A 15963-nucleotide genomic window follows, 5' to 3' on the forward strand; every position below is an offset into this window, starting at 1 on the left:
GCGCGCCGGTGCCGGTCAGCACGAAGATGCCGGTGCCGATGATGGCGCCGATGCCCATCAGCACCAGGTCGACCGGACCCAGCACCTTTTTCAGGGCGGCGACGTGTCTCTGCGCCAGCATCGCATCGATGTCCTTGGTTCGGAACAAGCTCATACAGGGATCTCCTAGATGGGTCTTGCCACGCGCTCGCACGGCTGCGCGCCGGAGATGGCGACGCGGCACGCGGTGCGCCGGCAGCCGGGCAGCGTGCCGACGGGTAGACGACACCGCTTGCCGGCACGCAGGTCGCGTGCCGGTCCCGGAAGTTTTTTTTGGGAATGGCCCAGACCGCCCAGGCGGTGGGGCAGACGTCAAGCCAAATCAACGCGGCGAGCGTTGCCCTGCGATGCCTTGCTCGCCGCCGAGGTCAATCACGCGGGTGTCAGTCGACGTGGTGCACCCATCCGAACGGGTCGGCGATGCTGCCGCGCTGGATGCCGGTCAGCAAGGTACGGAGCCGTTGCGTGACTTCGCCTTCGCCGCCGTTGCCGATGGTGAATTCGCCGCCGGCGTGGCGCACCTGCCCGATGGCGGTGACGACCGCGGCGGTGCCGCAGGCGAAGGTTTCCCTGACCCGGCCACTGGCTGCGTCGGCGCGCCACGACGCGAAGTCGTAGGGCGTTTCGTCGACCGGAATGCCCTCGTGCCGGGCCAGTTCGATGATCGAAGCGCGGGTAATGCCCGGCAGGATGGTCCCTTTCAGCGGCGGCGTGCGCAGCGAGCCGTCATCCATCACGAAAAACACGTTCATGCCGCCCAGTTCCTCGATCCAGCGGTGCTCCGCCGCGTCCAGGAACACCACCTGGTCGCAGCCCTTGGCCGCGGCCTCGGTCTGCGCGATCAGGCTGGCTGCGTAATTGCCGCCGCACTTGGCGGCGCCGGTGCCGCCGGAAGCCGCACGGGTGTATTGATCCGACACCCAGACGGTCACCGCGGACTTGCCGGGCTTGAAATAGGGGCCGACCGGACATGCGATCACGCAAAATACGTATTCGGCCGAGGCGCGCACCCCGAGAAAACTCTCCGAGGCAAACATGAACGGGCGCAGGTACAGGCTGCCCTCGCTGCCGGGAATCCAGGCACGGTCGATATCGACGAGCGCTTCCACGGCTTGCAGGAAGGTGGCCTCGGGCAGTTGCGCCATCGACATGCGGGCGGCGGAGGCGCGAAAACGCCTGGCGTTCTCCTGCGGCCGGAACAGCGAAATCCTGCCGCCCTCGCCGCGGTATGCCTTCATGCCTTCGAAGATCTCCTGCGCATAGTGCAGCACTGCGCAGGCGGGGTCGATCTGGAAAGGACGGCGTGCTTCCACCCTGGCGTCATGCCAGCCGCGACCGTCGGTCCAGCGTATCGTGACCATGTGGTCGGTGAACACGCGGCCGAAGACGGGGTTCTCCAGCCTGGCGGCGATCTGCTCGGCGGGGGTGGGGCCGGGATGGGGCTCCAGAACGAACTGCAGTGGATTTTCGGTGGTCATGCTTCAGTGCTCGGGGGATGTTGGGCCGTACGGCCTGGCCGCCGCGGTCGCGATGCCGGGGCGGGTGCGCTGCAAGGGAGTATCGGGCAAAGGCGCGGCTTCGGGCAACCGACCGCGGCCTGTTGCGGGCTGGCGCGTGGGGTGGCATTCACGATGTCTGTCTCCGGATGCTTCTATTTGTTCGGAGCAGTGTATGAAGCGGTCGCCACGCAGTAAATTGAAGAATTCCGACATCTGGTATCTGCAAAACGCATAGCGGGCGATGGGTTCCTGAGGCGCTGCCCCGAGGTCTTCAGGTCAGCGATCGTGATGGCGACCCCCTCGGTGGCGAGATACGTGCCGTGCCTGACGCGATGCCATATCATGCTGAGGCATCCGCCACCGGTTGCTTGCGGCAACGCAACTCGACCATCCCATCCAGCAGCCTGCGCCACGCCAAGCATGTCTCGTCACGATCCCTCTATCCGCCGGAACAACTGCCTGCCCCAGCCACCGGGCCGGCCAGCAAGCGGGCGTGGCGCCTGCGGCAAGGCCGGCCGCGCCCTGATGGTGCTTATGCTGGCCGGTGTCGCTGCCTGCGGCTCGCTTTCTCACAATGTCCCCCGCAATCTGCCCCAGGCGACGGCCGCCAGCGCCACCGTGCCCTTGCGTGAACCGGTCGACGTCGCCGGGCCGACTACCATCGCCATGGCGTTCTCCGGCGGCGGCACGCGCGCCGCGGCCTTCGCCTTCGGCGCGCTGCAGGGGCTTGACGCCATGCGGGGTCCCGGCGGCGCTTCCTTGCTCGACGACGTGGCCTTCATCAGCAGCGTGTCCGGAGGCTCGCTTACCGCCGCCTACTACGGCCTGCACGGCAAGGACAGCCTGGCGACGTTCCGGTCGGTGCTTCTGAAAGACGGCGAGGCGCGGCTGCGCTTCAGCCTGCTTAACCCCTTCAACCTTGCGCGCCTCTTTGGCGGGGGGCTCAATAATCGGGAAGACCTCCGGGCCTGGCTGGACGAAGACGTGTTCAAGGGGGCCACCTACGCCGACATGTTCCGCCGCGGCAAGCCGCTGGTGTGGATCAACGCCACCAACGTCTATTATCGGGTCGCGTTTCCGTTCAGCCAGCTGGCGTTCGATGCGCTGTGCAGCGATCTCGCCAGCTTTCCCGTGTCCGAGGCCGTCGCCGCTTCGATGGCGGTGCCGCTGTTCTTCGCGCCCATCGTGCTGGAGAAGCATACCGAGGCTTGCCGTGCGCCGCTGCCCAACCTGGATCACGCCGAGGCGCCCGGGCAATCGCTGCTGATCGGCGCGTTGGCGGTTGCCGTTCGCGGCCACCGGGATCTGTCCAAGGGCAAATACGTCAAGCTGGTCGATGGCGGCGTCACCGACAACTACGGCCTGGCCACCATCTTTCAGTCGCGCCTGCTGCTGGGCACGGCCTACGGGCCCATGAGCGAGAACGACGCCATCAAGGTGCGCCGGCTGCTGTTTGTCGTGGTCGATGCCGGCCAGGGGCCGCGCGGCGACTGGAACCAACGCCAGGTGGGCCCGTCGGGGATCGAAGTGGCAAACGCGTCCATCGACGCGGCCATGGCCACCAACGTGCGCATGAGCTATGACGCCTTCGTGCCCATGATGCGCCAGTGGCGCAACGACCTGGTCGCCTATCGCTGCGCCATGCCGTTTGCGCGGCAGCAGGCCATCGCCTCAAGCCGTCCAGGCTGGCGCTGCGACGACGTCGAGTTCTTCGTCACGCGCATTGCCTTCGACGCCCTCGACAAGGCCCGCGCCGCAAGCCTGAACGAGCTGCCGACCCGGCTCCGGTTGCCCGAGCAGGATGTCGATCGCCTGATCGAAGCCGGCCGGGACGCCATCCTGGGCAACCCGGTGATCCGCGAGTTCGAGCGCGAAGCCAACGCGGCCCGGTAGTTTCGCTGCAGGCAGGATCCGGCGCAGCCGCATCGTGCCCGACGATTGGTGCCGGCGTGGTAACAGTGCGTGTACTGCTGTGGCACTACCGGTGCGTCTGGCGCACCGCTACGCTTCGTTCCAGGCGGTCCCTGCCTGCCATCCGGCGCGGGTCCGCCGGCCATCCCCGCCATTTCAGCAGGAGCGATCATGACGCAACGCCTCAACTACTTCCAGCAATCCCCCGAGCTATCCAAGAAGCTCATGGAGCTCAACAGCCTGTTCGCGAAAACGACGGTCGAGCAGCACATTCGCGAGCTCGTCGAGATTCGCGCGTCGCAGCTCAACGGCTGCGCGTTCTGCGTCGACATGCACATCAAGATGGCGAAGATCCACGGCGAGCGCGAGCTGCGGCTGCATCACGTGGCGATCTGGCGCGAATCGACGCTGTTCTCGCCGCGCGAGCGCGCCGCGCTGGCCTGGACCGAGGCGCTGACCCAGCTGCCCGCGCAAGGGGTGCCGGACGATGTCTACGAGCGCGTGCGCACGCAGTATTCCGAGAAGGAGCTGTCCGACCTCACTTTCCTGGTGGGCGCCATCAACACCTGGAACCGGCTGAACGTCGCCTTCCGCATGGTGCCGGGTTCCTCCGACAAGGCCTTCGGGCTGGACAAGGCCAACCTGGAGTAATGCCATGAAACCGTCGATCGCGATCGCGGCGAGCCTGGCATTGCTGCTGTCGGCAACGCTGGCCAGCGCCGCGCCGCCCGAGGTGGTGGTCCAGTCGCTGACCACCAGGGCGCTGCCCGACTATGCGGGCAAGGAAGTGCAGATGATCACGGTGGAGTACCCGCCCGGCGGCTTCGACCCGGTGCACCGCCATGATGCGCATGCGTTCGTCTATGTGCTCGAAGGCAGCATTGTCATGGGCGTGAAGGGCGGCAAGGAAGTTACGCTGAAGGCGGGCGAAACCTTCTACGAAGGCCCGGACGACCTCCATACCGTCGGTCGCAATGCCAGCAAGACCAGGCCCGCGAAGTTCGTCGTGTTCCTGCTCAAGAAGCAGGGAGCGCCGGTCTTTACGCCAGTGAACTAGCGCGCTCCTGCGTCGATCGCATGCGCAACGCTACTTCCCCAGCCATACCGCACGGCGCGCATCGAATTCGCCGCCGGCCCGGGCCAGGTGCAGCCACTGGTCGACATACCGCTTGAACACCTCGTCGCCATTCGGCAGCAGATAGCCCATCTCTGCGTACTGCAGCGGCTTGTCGGGATTGACCGCGCACAACTCGGGATGGGCCTTGCTCTGGACGATGGCTTCGGCGGCCTCGGTGACGAAGACGTCGGCGTTGCCCCGGATCACCTCGTCGAAAATGGTCAGGTTGTCCTTGTGCATGGTCAGCCTGGCCTGGGACAGGTGGGTGCGGGCGAAGCGCTCGTTGCTGCCGCCGGGATTGGCGATCACGCGCACGCCGGGGCGGTTGATGGCCTCCACGGTCTGGAAGCGCTGCACATTCTCGCAGCGCGTGAGGGGCGTCTTGCCATTGACCATGTAGGGCGCGCTGAAATAGGCCTGCTTCTGGCGTTCCAGCGACACCGAGATGCCGCCGGCGCCGATATCGCACTTGCCGCCGACGAAGTCCGGCATCAGCGTGGCCCAGCTGGTCTTGACGAATTGCGGTTTGGCGCCGAGCGAACTGGCCAGCGACGTCATCAGGTCCACGTCGAGCCCCTCGTACTGGCCTTCCGACTTCATGAAGCTGAAGGGCTTGTAGTCGCCGGGCGTGCAGACGCGCAGCACGCCTGATTGCGCGACGCGGGTCAAGGTGGGCGACAGCCCGGCGGCCGGCGTGGCCGGCTGCGAGAACACCGGGGCGGCGCAAAGCAGGGCAACGGCGCTGACGATCGTCCTTGTCATTGGCATTTTCGTTTTTCTCTGGGTGGGATTCGGGAATGGGGCCGGGGCGGCATGCGGAAATATATCGCATGCGCCTGCCCCGGGGCGCATGTCATCGGCGCGATGCGCAATCCGCCGTCCCGCGGCCTTATTCCCGGCTCGGCACGTAGGTCGACGACTGACCGAAGATCCAGCTCAGTGCCAGTCCGGCAGCCAGGGCGTCCTTCTGGCGCACCAGCGGGCTGTTCTCGAAGCTGGCGCCGTCGAGTCGGTCGTAGCGGACGAAGGCGCCGAACCAGACATGGCGAAAGCGCTTGGACAGCGAAGCCAGCGCCATGCTGCCGGAGTAGCCTCCCTGTGCGCGGTAGGCCGGACGCGCCGCGGTGGCGAATTGCTCGTCGACGGAATAGAAATACTGGTTGTAGCGCGCGGTCGAGAACAGCGGACCCGCCATCAGGCCCAGGTTCCAGCCGGGCAGGCCGCCAACGTTGGCAACGTCGAGGTTCAGGTTGGGCGAAAAGATCCAGCCGATCGCCCTGGGCGACGATTCCACGGTCACGGCCAGCCGTACGGGCAGCCGCAGGTCCAGCCTGGTGCGGTCCTCGGCGGAATGCCAGAGCGTGATCGCCAGCGAAGGCCCGATTTCCACCGCGGTCTTGAGATCCGGCATGCCGCGGCGGACTTCATCCTGGCTGCTCTTGACCGGTAGCGAGAGGCCGAGGCTGACATTGAGCTCGATCCGGTCGCTGTCGAACAGCTTGCCGCGCACGCCGTTGCGGTCCGCGCGCAGGTGCTCGCCGCGGTAGACGAAGTAGGGCACCGGAAACAACAGGTTGGCGCGCGAGTCCGAGCCGCGGTAGTGCGGCAGGGTGATGCCGCCGACCCCAAGCCCGGCCTCCCACAACGGCCGCTCGATAGCATCGAAGTCCTGCGCCGCGCAGGTGGTGGCGAAGGCCGCGGCAATGGCCGGGAGAGCGCGCCAGCGCTTGCGCGGCCCGGTCAGTGGCGAAGCATGCCGTGGTCGGCTGGCGCAATACCCGGCTCGCATATCGTGGCTCCGGAGGAACTTCGTGGAAGGGCGGGGGGAAAACCGGGCAGGACGGATACCTGGGCAAGTATAGCCAGAGCGCGGCCATCTGCGCGGTTCCGGTTCAGCCGCGGTACTTCTCGCACTCGCTGCGCAGGCTGGCCGCGCTGCTGGAGCGCGGGCCGCGGCAGCAGCCCATCACCATCGTCTAGCGGACCCAGCGCTCGACCCGCGCCTGCAGGCGCGGCCCGACCAGCAGGATGGCGGGAATCACGATCACATAGCCGACGCCCCACGAGCGCAGCCAGGTCAGCATAAATGCCTCGGTGAACCCGATATTGAGGGCGAGCAGGGCAAACGAGATGATCCCCGTGGTGATCACGCCCATCGACAGCGCGAAGGCGATTTTCCGTTTCAGTTCTACGTTCATGGCGAATTTCCCGGACGATCAGCTCGCAATGCCGTACCGCGCGGCCGGCTGCGCACGCGAAAGATTGGGGCCGAGCGCGGCGCGGGCCGCCTCGAAGGCCTGCCAGTCGGCGGCGTCGGGCAACGACGGCAGCGTGATCACCTCGCCCTGGTCCAGTCCTGCCAGTGCCGCATCGACCAGGTCGTCGCCGTCCATCACCAGCGCTTCCGGAAGGTTGTCGACAGGGTGCCCGGCAACGTCCCAGAACGCCGTGCGGGTCGCCCCCGGCAGCACCGCCTGGACGCGCACGCCGTGGCCGGCAAGCTCATGCTGCAGCGACTGGGTAAAGGCCAGCACGAAGGCCTTGGAGCCGCCGTACACGCCGTTCAGCACCTCGGGAGCGATCGCGACGATCGAGGCAATATTGATGATCGTGCCCTGGCCCCGCGCCACGAAGGCCGGGGCGGCGGCGTAGGTGAGGCGGGTCAGCGCCGTGACGTTGAGTTCGATCATCGCCTGCATGGTGTCCGCATCCGACGCCAGCAACGGCGACGCGCCACCGAAGCCCGCGTTGTTGACCAGCGTGGTGATGCTGGCGTCCGTTTTCAGGATGTTTTCGACGTGTCGTACGTCGGTCGCCTGGCCCAGGTCGGCCGTGACGATCTCGACGGAGCGGCCGGTCTGGTCGGTGATGTGCCGCGCCAGGGCCTCCAGCCGGCTGCGGTTGCGTGCCACCAGGATCAAGTCGTGGCCGCGGCGCGCAAGCCGGTCCGCATAGATGGCGCCGATGCCCGAAGACGCCCCGGTGATCAGCGCGGTGCCGGCGTAGGTGTGAGTTGTCACGTTGAAGCTCCATAACAGTGGAAAGGCGGTGAGAAGTGCCGTGGCAGCCGGCCGTGCGTATCGCCGCTGCGTGCATCGAAGATTAGGTGCACAATGGCCATGGCAACAATGTCGTAGATCCCACCTTTTAAGCCATGGCGGAAATGTGCCTTCCGCCGCCATCGGGAGTTCACCATGCACCATGTAGCCCTGGCCCTCTATCCCGGCTTCCAGGCGCTGAACCTCGCCGTGTCGACGGTGCTCGAGTTCGCCAACCGGGCGCTTGGCGAGCCGCTGTACCAGGTTCACTTGCTGTCCGAGCATGGCGGCCCCGTGGCAAGTTCCGGCGGCTTCGCCGTCAGCACCGCGCCCTTTGGCCGGCGTCGCTTCGATACCGTGCTGGTGGTGGGAGACAATGACATCCTGCCCGCGCCGCCCGCCCTGGTGAAGTTCCTGCAGCGCGCTGCACGGACTTCGCGGCGCATCGGCGCGACTTGCACCGGCGCCTTCACGCTGGCGGAGGCGGGCCTGCTGGCCGGCCGCCGTGCCACCACGCACTGGTATTACGCCGAGGAGCTGCGACGCCGCTTCCCGGACGTCAGCGTGGAGGAGGACCGCATCTTCATCATCGACGGTCCGGTCTGGACCTCGGCCGGAATGTCGGCCTGCATCGACCTGGCGCTGGCACTGGTGGAGAAGGACGCGGGCGCCGCGGTGGCGCGAGGCGTGGCCAAGAGCCTGGTCGTGTACCATCGCCGCGCCGGCGGCCAGTCACAATTTTCGGCGCTGCTGGACCTGGAGCCGCGCTCCGATCGCATTCGCGGCGCACTGGATTTCGCGCGGCAGAACCTGCAACAGGAGCTTTCGGTGGAGCAGCTGGCGAATGCGGCGCACCTCAGCGCCCGGCAGTTCTCGCGCGCCTTCCGCGACGAAACCGGCCAGAGCCCGGCCAAAGCCGTGGAGCGCCTGCGCGTCGAGGCGGCGCGGCTGATGATGGAAAGCGGCCGCCATCCCATCGATGTGGTGGCCCGGGATACCGGCTTTGGCGATCCCGAGCGCATGCGGCGCGCCTTCCTGCGCGCCTTCGGGCAACCGCCGCAGGCGATCCGCCGCATGGCGCGCGGCGGCGTACCGCACCCTGCTTAGCTGGTGTGCCCGTCACATTGGCGCGATACCGGTGTGCCGCGGCAAGACTTTTTTTGCGAACGCCGGACGCGTAATCGCGCCGGTATGCGCGATACGCCAGCTAGAATCTGAAGACAGCTTCTCTTGGCACGGCATCATGAGACACGAATCTGGCGTCAGGCAGGACGAGTCGCAGGGTCCACGTGGGCGCGATCCGGCGGATGCGGCTACCTTGCCAAACGGCAATGCGCGCTTCATCAACCGCGAACTCAGCCAGCTCGAGTTCTTTCACCGCGTGCTGCAGCAGGCGGCCGATCCGGCCATGCCGCTGCTCGAGCGGCTGCGGGCCCTGTGCACCTTCAGCAGCAACCTCGACGAGTTCTACGAAATCCGCGTGGCGGGATTGAAGGAACAGTGCGTGCTGTCGTCGCCAGTGGTCGGACCGGACGGGCTGACGCCGCAGGCCGTTTATGCCGCGGTCAACCAGCGGGTGCGCGAGCTGGTCGGTCAACAGTACCGGCTGTTCAATGACGTGCTGATTCCCGCCATGGCCCAGGAGCAGATTTGCTTCCTGCGGCGGCCATCGTGGAACGCCGCGCAGCAAGACTGGATTCGCGATTTCTTCTTTGCCGAGCTGATGCCGGTCCTGACGCCGATCCGGCTGGACCCGGCGCATCCGTTTCCGCGGGTGCTGAACAAGAGCCTGAACTTCGCCGTTGAGCTCGAGGGCAAGGATGCGTTCGGCCGCAGCTCAGGCAATGCCATCGTGCAGGCGCCCAGGGCGCTGCCGCGCGTGATCGCGCTGCCAGCGCAGGTCGCGGGATGCGAACACGGCTTCGTGTTCCTGTCTTCGATCCTGCATGCCCACGTCGGCGAGCTGTTCAGCGGCATGACGGTGCGCGGCTGCTACCAGTTCCGGGTCACGCGCAACAGCGAGCTGTTTGTCGACGAGGAAGAGGTCAAGAACCTGCGCGAGGCGCTGCAGGGCGAACTGCCGCACCGGCACCTTGGCGACGCGGTGCGGCTCGAGGTGGCCGACAACTGCCCGCGCGCCATGACCGCGTTCCTGCAGGAGCAGTTTGGCCTCGCGCCCGGCGAGGTGTACGCGGTCAACGGCCCGGTCAACCTGGTTCGCCTGATGCAGGTGCCGGACCAGGTCGACCGGCCGGACCTGAAATACCCGCCGTTCCGGCCGGGCTTGCCGAAGGCGCTGCGGGACCAGCCCGACATCTTCCGCGCCATGCGCGACGGCGACATCCTGCTGCACCATCCGTTCCAGTCGTTTGCGCCGGTGGTCGATTTCGTCAGGCAGGCGGCGCAGGATCCGGACGTGGTGGCGATCAGCCAGACGGTGTATCGGGCCGGGCACGACTCGGCGCTGCTGTCGTCGCTGATCGAGGCGGCGCGCAACGGCAAGGAGGTCACGGCCGTGGTCGAGCTGATGGCCCGCTTCGACGAAGAGGCCAACATCGGCTGGGCGGGGCAACTCGAGGAAGTGGGCGCGCATGTGGTCTACGGCGTGGTCGGCTTCAAGGCGCACGCCAAGATCCTGATGGTGGTGCGGCGCGAGGACGGACGGCTCAGGCGCTATGTGCATCTCGGCACCGGCAACTATCATCACGAGACCTCGCGCAGCTATACGGATTTCGGCTTGCTGACCTGCGATGAAGCGCTGACCCAGGACGTGGCCCAGGTCTTCAGCCAGCTCACCGGCCGCGGCCAGACCCAAAGCATGACCCATGTCTGGCAATCGCCGTTTACGCTGAAGCAGCAGCTGCTGGCAGCGATCCGGGGCGAAGCCGAGCATGCCAGGGCCGGGCGCACGGGGCGCATCATCGCCAAGATGAATGCGCTGCTCGAGCCCGAGCTGATCCAGGCGTTATACGACGCGTCTGGCCAGGGCGTGCGCATCGACCTGATCGTGCGGGGCGCGTGCGCGCTGCGTCCGGGTGTCGCCGGTCTGTCCGAGCACATCACGGTGAAATCGGTGATGGGCCGGTTTCTCGAGCACTCGCGCATTTTCTGCTTCCACGACGGCGGCGCCGACAAGGTCATGCTGTCGAGCGGCGAATGGATGGAACGAAGCCTGTCGCGTCGCATCGAAATATGTTTCCCCGTGCTCGATCCCCGCTTGAAGGAGCGGGTCCTCTCCGAGGGCCTGGAGCCGTATCTGTCCGACCGGCGCGAAGCGTGGATGATGACGCCGGAAGGCAACTATGTGCGCCAGCCCGTGCCGGACGGCGAGTCGGCCCAGTGCATGCTGCTGGCTGCGCTGACCTGAGTGCGCCACCTGCCGCGTATCGCTCCCAGCCCCTGCAAAAGGAACGACCATGACCCTGAACCAAGCCATGGGTCAAGGCCGCCTCAAGGCACGCCAGGCCAGGACCGCTGCCGCGTACACGACCTCGATGCTCGACGGCGGCCTGGTGCTGCACTTGCGTCTACAGCGAGGGTCGCCTGATGCGCGGGTCCGGGCGGCAGCGGCGCAGCGCTTCAGGCAGAGAGACCGACCCATTCATGCGTCCTTGCTTCACCTTGGCAGTTCTGGGTCCACGTCGATGACCCGGCCCGGGCACAAGATAAGGTTGGGATCCAGTGACCGTTTGAGTGAGCGCATCAACGCCAGCGCCTCGGGCGTGCGCGAATGCCCGAGGAACGGCTTCTTGTGCGTGCCGATGCCGTGCTCGGCGGAAATGCTGCCGTTGAACTCTTGCACCTTGGGGTAGAGCACCTCGCTGATCTCGTGCTCGGGAAAGTCCTCCGCCGTCGCGCCGGGAAGATAAACGCTGACATGCAGGTTGCTGTCGCCCACATGGCCGAAGTTGACCAGTTCGGCGTGCGGCCAGCGCGCCAGCACCGCCGTGCGCAGGCTCTCGGCGAAGCGGCCGATCTGGCCGATCGGCAGGCTCACGTCGTAGGCGGCATTGGGCGCCCACATCACCGGGAACTCGGCGACCGCGTCGCGCAGCTTCCAGAAGCTCTCGGCTTCTTTCTCGCTGGTGGCAACGGCAGCGTCGGTGATCAGGCCGGCTTCCATCGCCGTTTCGAGCATCGATTCAAAGGCCGCGCCGTCCTGTTCGGCGTCGTTGCCCTGCAGGTCGACCAGCACATAGAACGGTGAGCCGGCGGGCAGCGGGTTGCGCACGCCCGGCACGCGCGTCGTCACCAGTTCATAGAAATCGGCCCACATCGCCTCGAAGGCCGATACACGCCCCGACAGCCGGCGCTGCGCATGGCGCAGTAGCGCCACCACGTCTTCATAGCTGCGCAGCGCGCATAGTGCGGTCTGCGTGCTGCCGGGCAGCGGCGCGAGACGCAGCACAGCGCGTGTAATGACGCCGAGCGTGCCTTCGCTGCCGATAAAGAGCTGGCGCAGATCGTAGCCGGCGTTGTTCTTCTGCATCTTGTTGAGCGAGCTGACCACGGTGCCGTCAGCCAGCACTGCCTCCAGCCCGAGCACCTGCTCGCGCATCATGCCGTAGCGGATCACGCGGTTGCCGCCGGCGTTGGTGGCGATATTGCCGCCGATCTGGCAACTGCCGCGCGCGCCCAGGTCCACCGGAAACAGCCAGTCCGCCGCGCGCGCGGCGTCCTGCGCGGCCTGCAGGGTGGTGCCGGCCAGCACGGTCATGGTGCCGGCCTGCGCATCGATTTCTTCCACGCCGCGCATGCGCTCGAGCGACAGGACCAGTTCACCGCCGGCGGGCGTCGCGGCGCCCGCCAGGCCGGTCAGGCCGCCCTGTGGCACCACCGGTTGCCGGTGGCGATTGCAGATGGCCAGCACCGCCGACACCTCGGCCGTGCTGCGCGGCCTTGCCACCGCGACCGGCGGCTGCGGGTCCAGCGGTGCGTACCAGTCCTTGCGGAAGCGGGTTTCGATGGCGTCGCCAATTTGCAGGCCGGCGGCATCGAGGATGCCGGCCAGTTCGGCCAGCAGGGCGGAGCGGTCTTGCACGGGAGCCATCGTGGGTCTTTCCGGTTAAGGGAGTCGGTGGCGCTGCGGGAGCGAAGGAGAGCGCCCAGGCGCAGCGCACAATGCTAGGGCAAGGCAGTGCACGATGATAAGAGCCAATCGGCGCCGGCGCGGTGGCGCCACCTCACGCACCGCTCCACGCTTCGTTGTTGATGCGCGCGCTGAATTCGCGTGGCGGCTGGCGCGTGCGGGCCAGGTGCTCCAGCGCAGGCTCGATGACTTCGGCAAGCTTGTGGAAGGCGGGGCCGATGTCGTCCTCCGGCACGCAGGCGTAGCCCAGCAGCAGTCCCTGCCGCGCGCGCTGCTCGTCGCTGTAGTAGCGCGACAGCGGACGTGCCGACAGACCCTGCGTGCGCGCCGCCATGCTGATGCCGAGATCGTCGGCGCCCGGCGGCAGGTGCACCACCAGGTGCAGGCCTGCCTCGTGTGTCGAGGTCGGCCAGTCCTGGCCAAAGCGTTTCGCGATGGCCTCGCGCAGCAGTCCCTGGCGCTGCGCATAGCGCTGGCGCATGCGTCGCAGGTGCGTGGCGTAGTGACCCTCCTCGATAAAGTCCGCGAGCACCGCCTGCTGCATCAGCTGACCCTCGCGGAACAGTTCCGACAGGCCGGTGGCGAAATGCGGCGCCAGCGGCTTGGGCAGCACCATGAAGCCCATGCGCAGCCCGGGAAAGAGCGTCTTGGAGAAGGTGCCCATGTAGATCACCCGGTCGTGCTCGTCCAGGCCCTGCAGCGAAGCAAGCGGCCGCCCTTCGAAGCGGAACTCGCTGTCGTAGTCGTCCTCGACGATCCACGCGCCGCGCTGCCGCGCGTATTCCAGCAGCATGCGCCGCCGCGTCAGGCTCATCACGGTGCCGAGCGGGTACTGGTGCGAGGGCGTCGCGAAGATAAAGCGCGGCGGATCCTGCAGCCTCGCCGCGTCGGGCGCGATGCCTTCGTTATCCACCGGCACGGGAATCACGTCGACGCCCGCATTGGTCAGCAGGCTGCGTGTGCCCCAGTAGCCAGGGTCTTCCATCCACGCCTTGTCCCCCGGGTCGGCCAGCAGGCGCGCGATCAGGTCGATGGCCTGGTGGATGCCGGTGGTCAGGATGATCTGCTCGGGCTCGCAGCGCACCGCGCGCGCCAGCCGCAGGTGCTCGGCCAGCACGCGCCGCAGCGGCATATAGCCGCCGTGGTGGGCGTAGGTCAGCAATTGCGGGCGCGGATTGCGCCAGTGCTTGTTCAGCAGCCGGGCCCAGGTTGCATGCGGGAACAGCGAGACATCGGGCACGCCCGCCATGAAGGCACCCCATTGCCTGTCCGACGCGCCGGCGTTGGACACGAGATGCATGCCGCGCCGCGACAGATCGAAGCGGTTTGAATTTTGCTGCACTGCGGGCACAGGCGTGGTGCCAATCCGGGCACCAGCCTTGTGCAATGCACTATGGTCGGGAAAAGTCTGCGAGACAAAGGTGCCACGTCCCGTTGATGCGGTGACATAGCCTTCCGCCAGCAGCTGCTCATACGCATACAGAACGGTATTGCGGGAAACCCCTATCTCGGTCGCGAGCAGCCGTGATGCCGGCAGCTTGCTGCCCGCGGAGATAGAGCCAGCAAGGATTTCCTGCCGAATCAGCTCATACAGCTGGCGGTTCATATGCGTGCCGTTGCGGTCCGCCTGCGTCCCCGCCGGACGCTCCAGCCGCTGCAGCAACAACTCGGACAGAATCGTTTCCTTCAAAGTGGCTCCAGCAAATATCGTGAATATGGACCTATGTATGGTACCAACGATCGTTTAATTTTCCATCCGTGGTTGGCGTCATCGCGGAATTTTTGTGATTGACGCCCGATGCGTTGGCTTTGCGTCCCCTCATGCGTTCCCCCTCGCCAGGAGCTTTCATGTCAGGTCCCGATTCCCTCACGGCCAGCCCGTCCTCCACACAGGCCGCGGTACCCACCACCGCTGAACTTTCGCAAGCCGTGCGTGAACTCCTGCCCTATATGGTCGAGACGCTGTCCGGTTTCGTGGCCGCCAAAAGCCCGTCGGGCGAAGAGCAGCCCGCGGCGGACTTCATCGAAGGCGCGCTGGCAGAACTGGGCCTGGCTTCCGAGCGCATCGCGCTGCGCACCGAGGACATCCGCCACCTGCCGATGTATTCGCCGGCGTGCTGCCCGGACGGCGGCCGCTACAACCTGCTGGCGACGCACCGGCCCAGCCGCAAGGGTGGGCGCTCGGTGCTGTTCAACGGCCATCTCGATGTGGTGCCGACCGGTCCGGAATCGATGTGGAGCCAGTCGCCGTTCGCGCCGGTAGTGAAGGACGGCTGGCTCTACGGCCGCGGCGCCGGCGACATGAAGGGCGGCATCGTGTGCGCGCTGGCCGCGTTCAAGGCGCTGGCCAGCCTGGGCTTGCAGCCGGCGGGGGCGGTCGGCTTCAATGCGGTGCTGGAAGAAGAGAACACCGGCAACGGCGCACTTGCCACGGTGGCGGCGCTGCGCAGCGCGGTCGGCGCCGGCAAGCTGGTGTCCTTCGACACCGTGATCATTCCCGAGCCGCTGGGCGAGAGCCTGATGAGCGCGCAGGTCGGCGTGTTCTGGATGTTCATCGAGCTGACCGGCAAGCCGGCGCACGCGGCCTACATGACCAGCGGCGTCAACCCGGTCGAGGCCGGCATCGCGGTGATGGAAGACCTGCGCCAGCTGGAAGCCGAATGGAATCGTCCAGATCACCGGCCGGCGGCATATCGTGACCACGCCCATCCGATCAACTTCAATCTCGGCCAGATCCAGGGCGGCGAGTGGAACTCGTCGGTGCCCTGCACCTGCACGCTGGGCGTGCGCATCGGCTTCTTCCCGAACATGGATATCGACGACGCCAAGGCCACGGTGGCAGCGCGCATCCGCGCCACGGTGGAACGCCTGGCCAGCAATCTCGAACTGCGCATCCGCTATGAAGGCTTCCACGCGCCCGGCTGCGAATTCGACCTCGACGTGCCCAGCATGCAGGCGCTGGGTGAAGCGCACCGCAAGGTCAATGGCACGCCGATCCGCCGCGAGGCGACTACGGCGACCACCGATGCCCGGCATTTCCGCATCGGCCTGGAAACGCCGGTGACCTGCTACGGGCCCGAGGCCCGCAATATCCACGGCATCGACGAATCGGTGTCGCTGGAAAGCATGGTGCGAGTGACCACGACGCTGGCCCAGTTCCTGGTGGACTGGTGCGGCGTGGAACCGGCCGGCGACACGGCCTGAAGAAGCCGCGCGCAAGCACAACCGGTGCTGCCATCCCGAAGCCATCACCAAAAACGAGCCAACTGA

Annotated in this window: 13 protein-coding genes and 1 pseudogene; 6 read left to right on the forward strand and 8 right to left on the reverse strand. The window is 66.8% G+C overall.

The features are described from left to right. Both C7416_RS22290 and C7416_RS22295 read right to left on the reverse strand, forming a co-directional pair. Nucleotides 1–154: pseudogene (locus C7416_RS22290) on the reverse strand (amino acid permease); the annotation flags it as partial. A 268-nt stretch (nt 155–422) separates the two neighbouring features. Further along, nucleotides 423–1517 (reverse strand): branched-chain amino acid aminotransferase, encoded by a 1095-nt coding sequence (locus C7416_RS22295; protein ID WP_111520951.1) that lies wholly within the window; start codon nt 1515–1517, stop codon nt 423–425. A 441-nt stretch (nt 1518–1958) separates the two neighbouring features. Between C7416_RS22295 and C7416_RS22300 the strand changes: the two genes are divergently transcribed. From C7416_RS22300 to C7416_RS22310, 3 genes are all read left to right on the forward strand, one after another. Beyond that, nucleotides 1959–3431 (forward strand): patatin-like phospholipase family protein, encoded by a 1473-nt coding sequence (locus tag C7416_RS22300; protein WP_258401151.1) that lies wholly within the window; start codon nt 1959–1961, stop codon nt 3429–3431. A gap of 189 nt (nt 3432–3620) precedes the next feature. Next, entirely contained in the window at nt 3621–4100 is a 480-nt protein-coding gene (locus C7416_RS22305) for a carboxymuconolactone decarboxylase family protein (RefSeq protein WP_111520952.1), read from the forward strand. A 4-nt stretch (nt 4101–4104) separates the two neighbouring features. Further along, nucleotides 4105–4506: a cupin domain-containing protein gene (locus C7416_RS22310; RefSeq protein ID WP_111520953.1), complete on the forward strand. Its 402-nt coding sequence runs from the start codon at nt 4105–4107 to the stop codon at nt 4504–4506. A 30-nt stretch (nt 4507–4536) separates the two neighbouring features. Here the strand turns inward: C7416_RS22310 and C7416_RS22315 are convergent, their stop codons facing one another. The 4 genes from C7416_RS22315 to C7416_RS22330 all read right to left on the reverse strand — a co-directional run bounded on the left by C7416_RS22315 (nt 4537) and on the right by C7416_RS22330 (nt 7586). Continuing rightward, entirely contained in the window at nt 4537–5328 is a 792-nt protein-coding gene (locus tag C7416_RS22315) for a transporter substrate-binding domain-containing protein (RefSeq protein WP_111520954.1), read from the reverse strand. 127 nt (nt 5329–5455) lie between these two features. After that, a complete protein-coding gene (locus C7416_RS22320; RefSeq protein ID WP_111520955.1) occupies nt 5456–6355 on the reverse strand; it encodes a MipA/OmpV family protein in 900 nt (299 codons plus the stop codon). Nucleotides 6356–6542: 187 nt separating this feature from the next. Further along, the gene (locus tag C7416_RS22325) at nt 6543–6764 is read right to left on the reverse strand and encodes a DUF2798 domain-containing protein (RefSeq protein ID WP_111520956.1); all 222 of its coding nucleotides are present in this window, start codon (nt 6762–6764) and stop codon (nt 6543–6545) included. A gap of 18 nt (nt 6765–6782) precedes the next feature. Continuing rightward, nucleotides 6783–7586: an SDR family NAD(P)-dependent oxidoreductase gene (locus tag C7416_RS22330; protein ID WP_111520957.1), complete on the reverse strand. Its 804-nt coding sequence runs from the start codon at nt 7584–7586 to the stop codon at nt 6783–6785. 174 nt (nt 7587–7760) lie between these two features. Between C7416_RS22330 and C7416_RS22335 the strand changes: the two genes are divergently transcribed. Both C7416_RS22335 and ppk1 read left to right on the forward strand, forming a co-directional pair. Then, nucleotides 7761–8711: a GlxA family transcriptional regulator gene (locus tag C7416_RS22335; RefSeq protein ID WP_111520958.1), complete on the forward strand. Its 951-nt coding sequence runs from the start codon at nt 7761–7763 to the stop codon at nt 8709–8711. A gap of 136 nt (nt 8712–8847) precedes the next feature. Next, on the forward strand, nt 8848–10971 hold the full coding sequence (gene ppk1 / locus C7416_RS22340) for a polyphosphate kinase 1 (protein ID WP_240988161.1): 2124 nt from the start codon (nt 8848–8850) through the stop codon (nt 10969–10971). 249 nt (nt 10972–11220) lie between these two features. Here ppk1 and C7416_RS22350 read toward each other — a convergent pair whose 3' ends face one another. Together C7416_RS22350 and pdxR are read right to left on the reverse strand one after the other, a co-directional pair. Next, complete coding sequence (locus C7416_RS22350; protein ID WP_111520960.1) at nt 11221–12654, reverse strand: FAD-binding oxidoreductase; 1434 nt, start codon at nt 12652–12654, stop codon at nt 11221–11223. A gap of 133 nt (nt 12655–12787) precedes the next feature. Then, on the reverse strand, nt 12788–14383 hold the full coding sequence (gene pdxR / locus C7416_RS22355) for a MocR-like pyridoxine biosynthesis transcription factor PdxR (protein WP_181461301.1): 1596 nt from the start codon (nt 14381–14383) through the stop codon (nt 12788–12790). Between the two features lie 158 nt (nt 14384–14541). Between pdxR and C7416_RS22360 the strand changes: the two genes are divergently transcribed. Next, nucleotides 14542–15897, forward strand: coding sequence for an ArgE/DapE family deacylase (locus C7416_RS22360; protein ID WP_111520961.1), 1356 nt, complete (start codon nt 14542–14544; stop codon nt 15895–15897). The last annotated feature ends 66 nt before the right edge of the window (nt 15898–15963 follow it).

Source organism: Cupriavidus phytorum, from assembly GCF_003254285.1.
GTDB lineage: Bacteria > Pseudomonadota > Gammaproteobacteria > Burkholderiales > Burkholderiaceae > Cupriavidus > Cupriavidus phytorum.

Bases quoted from the DNA above. Each gene is read 5' to 3' on its own strand.
- C7416_RS22295 (WP_111520951.1), bottom strand. From the start codon at position 1,517: ATGACCACCGAAAATCCACTGCAGTTCGTTCTGGAGCCCCATCCCGGC.
- C7416_RS22300 (WP_258401151.1), top strand. From the start codon at position 1,959: ATGTCTCGTCACGATCCCTCTATCCGCCGGAACAACTGCCTGCCCCAG.
- C7416_RS22305 (WP_111520952.1), top strand. From the start codon at position 3,621: ATGACGCAACGCCTCAACTACTTCCAGCAATCCCCCGAGCTATCCAAG.
- C7416_RS22310 (WP_111520953.1), top strand. From the start codon at position 4,105: ATGAAACCGTCGATCGCGATCGCGGCGAGCCTGGCATTGCTGCTGTCG.
- C7416_RS22315 (WP_111520954.1), bottom strand. From the start codon at position 5,328: ATGACAAGGACGATCGTCAGCGCCGTTGCCCTGCTTTGCGCCGCCCCG.
- C7416_RS22320 (WP_111520955.1), bottom strand. From the start codon at position 6,355: ATGCGAGCCGGGTATTGCGCCAGCCGACCACGGCATGCTTCGCCACTG.
- C7416_RS22325 (WP_111520956.1), bottom strand. From the start codon at position 6,764: ATGAACGTAGAACTGAAACGGAAAATCGCCTTCGCGCTGTCGATGGGC.
- C7416_RS22335 (WP_111520958.1), top strand. From the start codon at position 7,761: ATGCACCATGTAGCCCTGGCCCTCTATCCCGGCTTCCAGGCGCTGAAC.
- ppk1 (WP_240988161.1), top strand. From the start codon at position 8,848: ATGAGACACGAATCTGGCGTCAGGCAGGACGAGTCGCAGGGTCCACGT.
- C7416_RS22350 (WP_111520960.1), bottom strand. From the start codon at position 12,654: ATGGCTCCCGTGCAAGACCGCTCCGCCCTGCTGGCCGAACTGGCCGGC.
- C7416_RS22360 (WP_111520961.1), top strand. From the start codon at position 14,542: ATGTCAGGTCCCGATTCCCTCACGGCCAGCCCGTCCTCCACACAGGCC.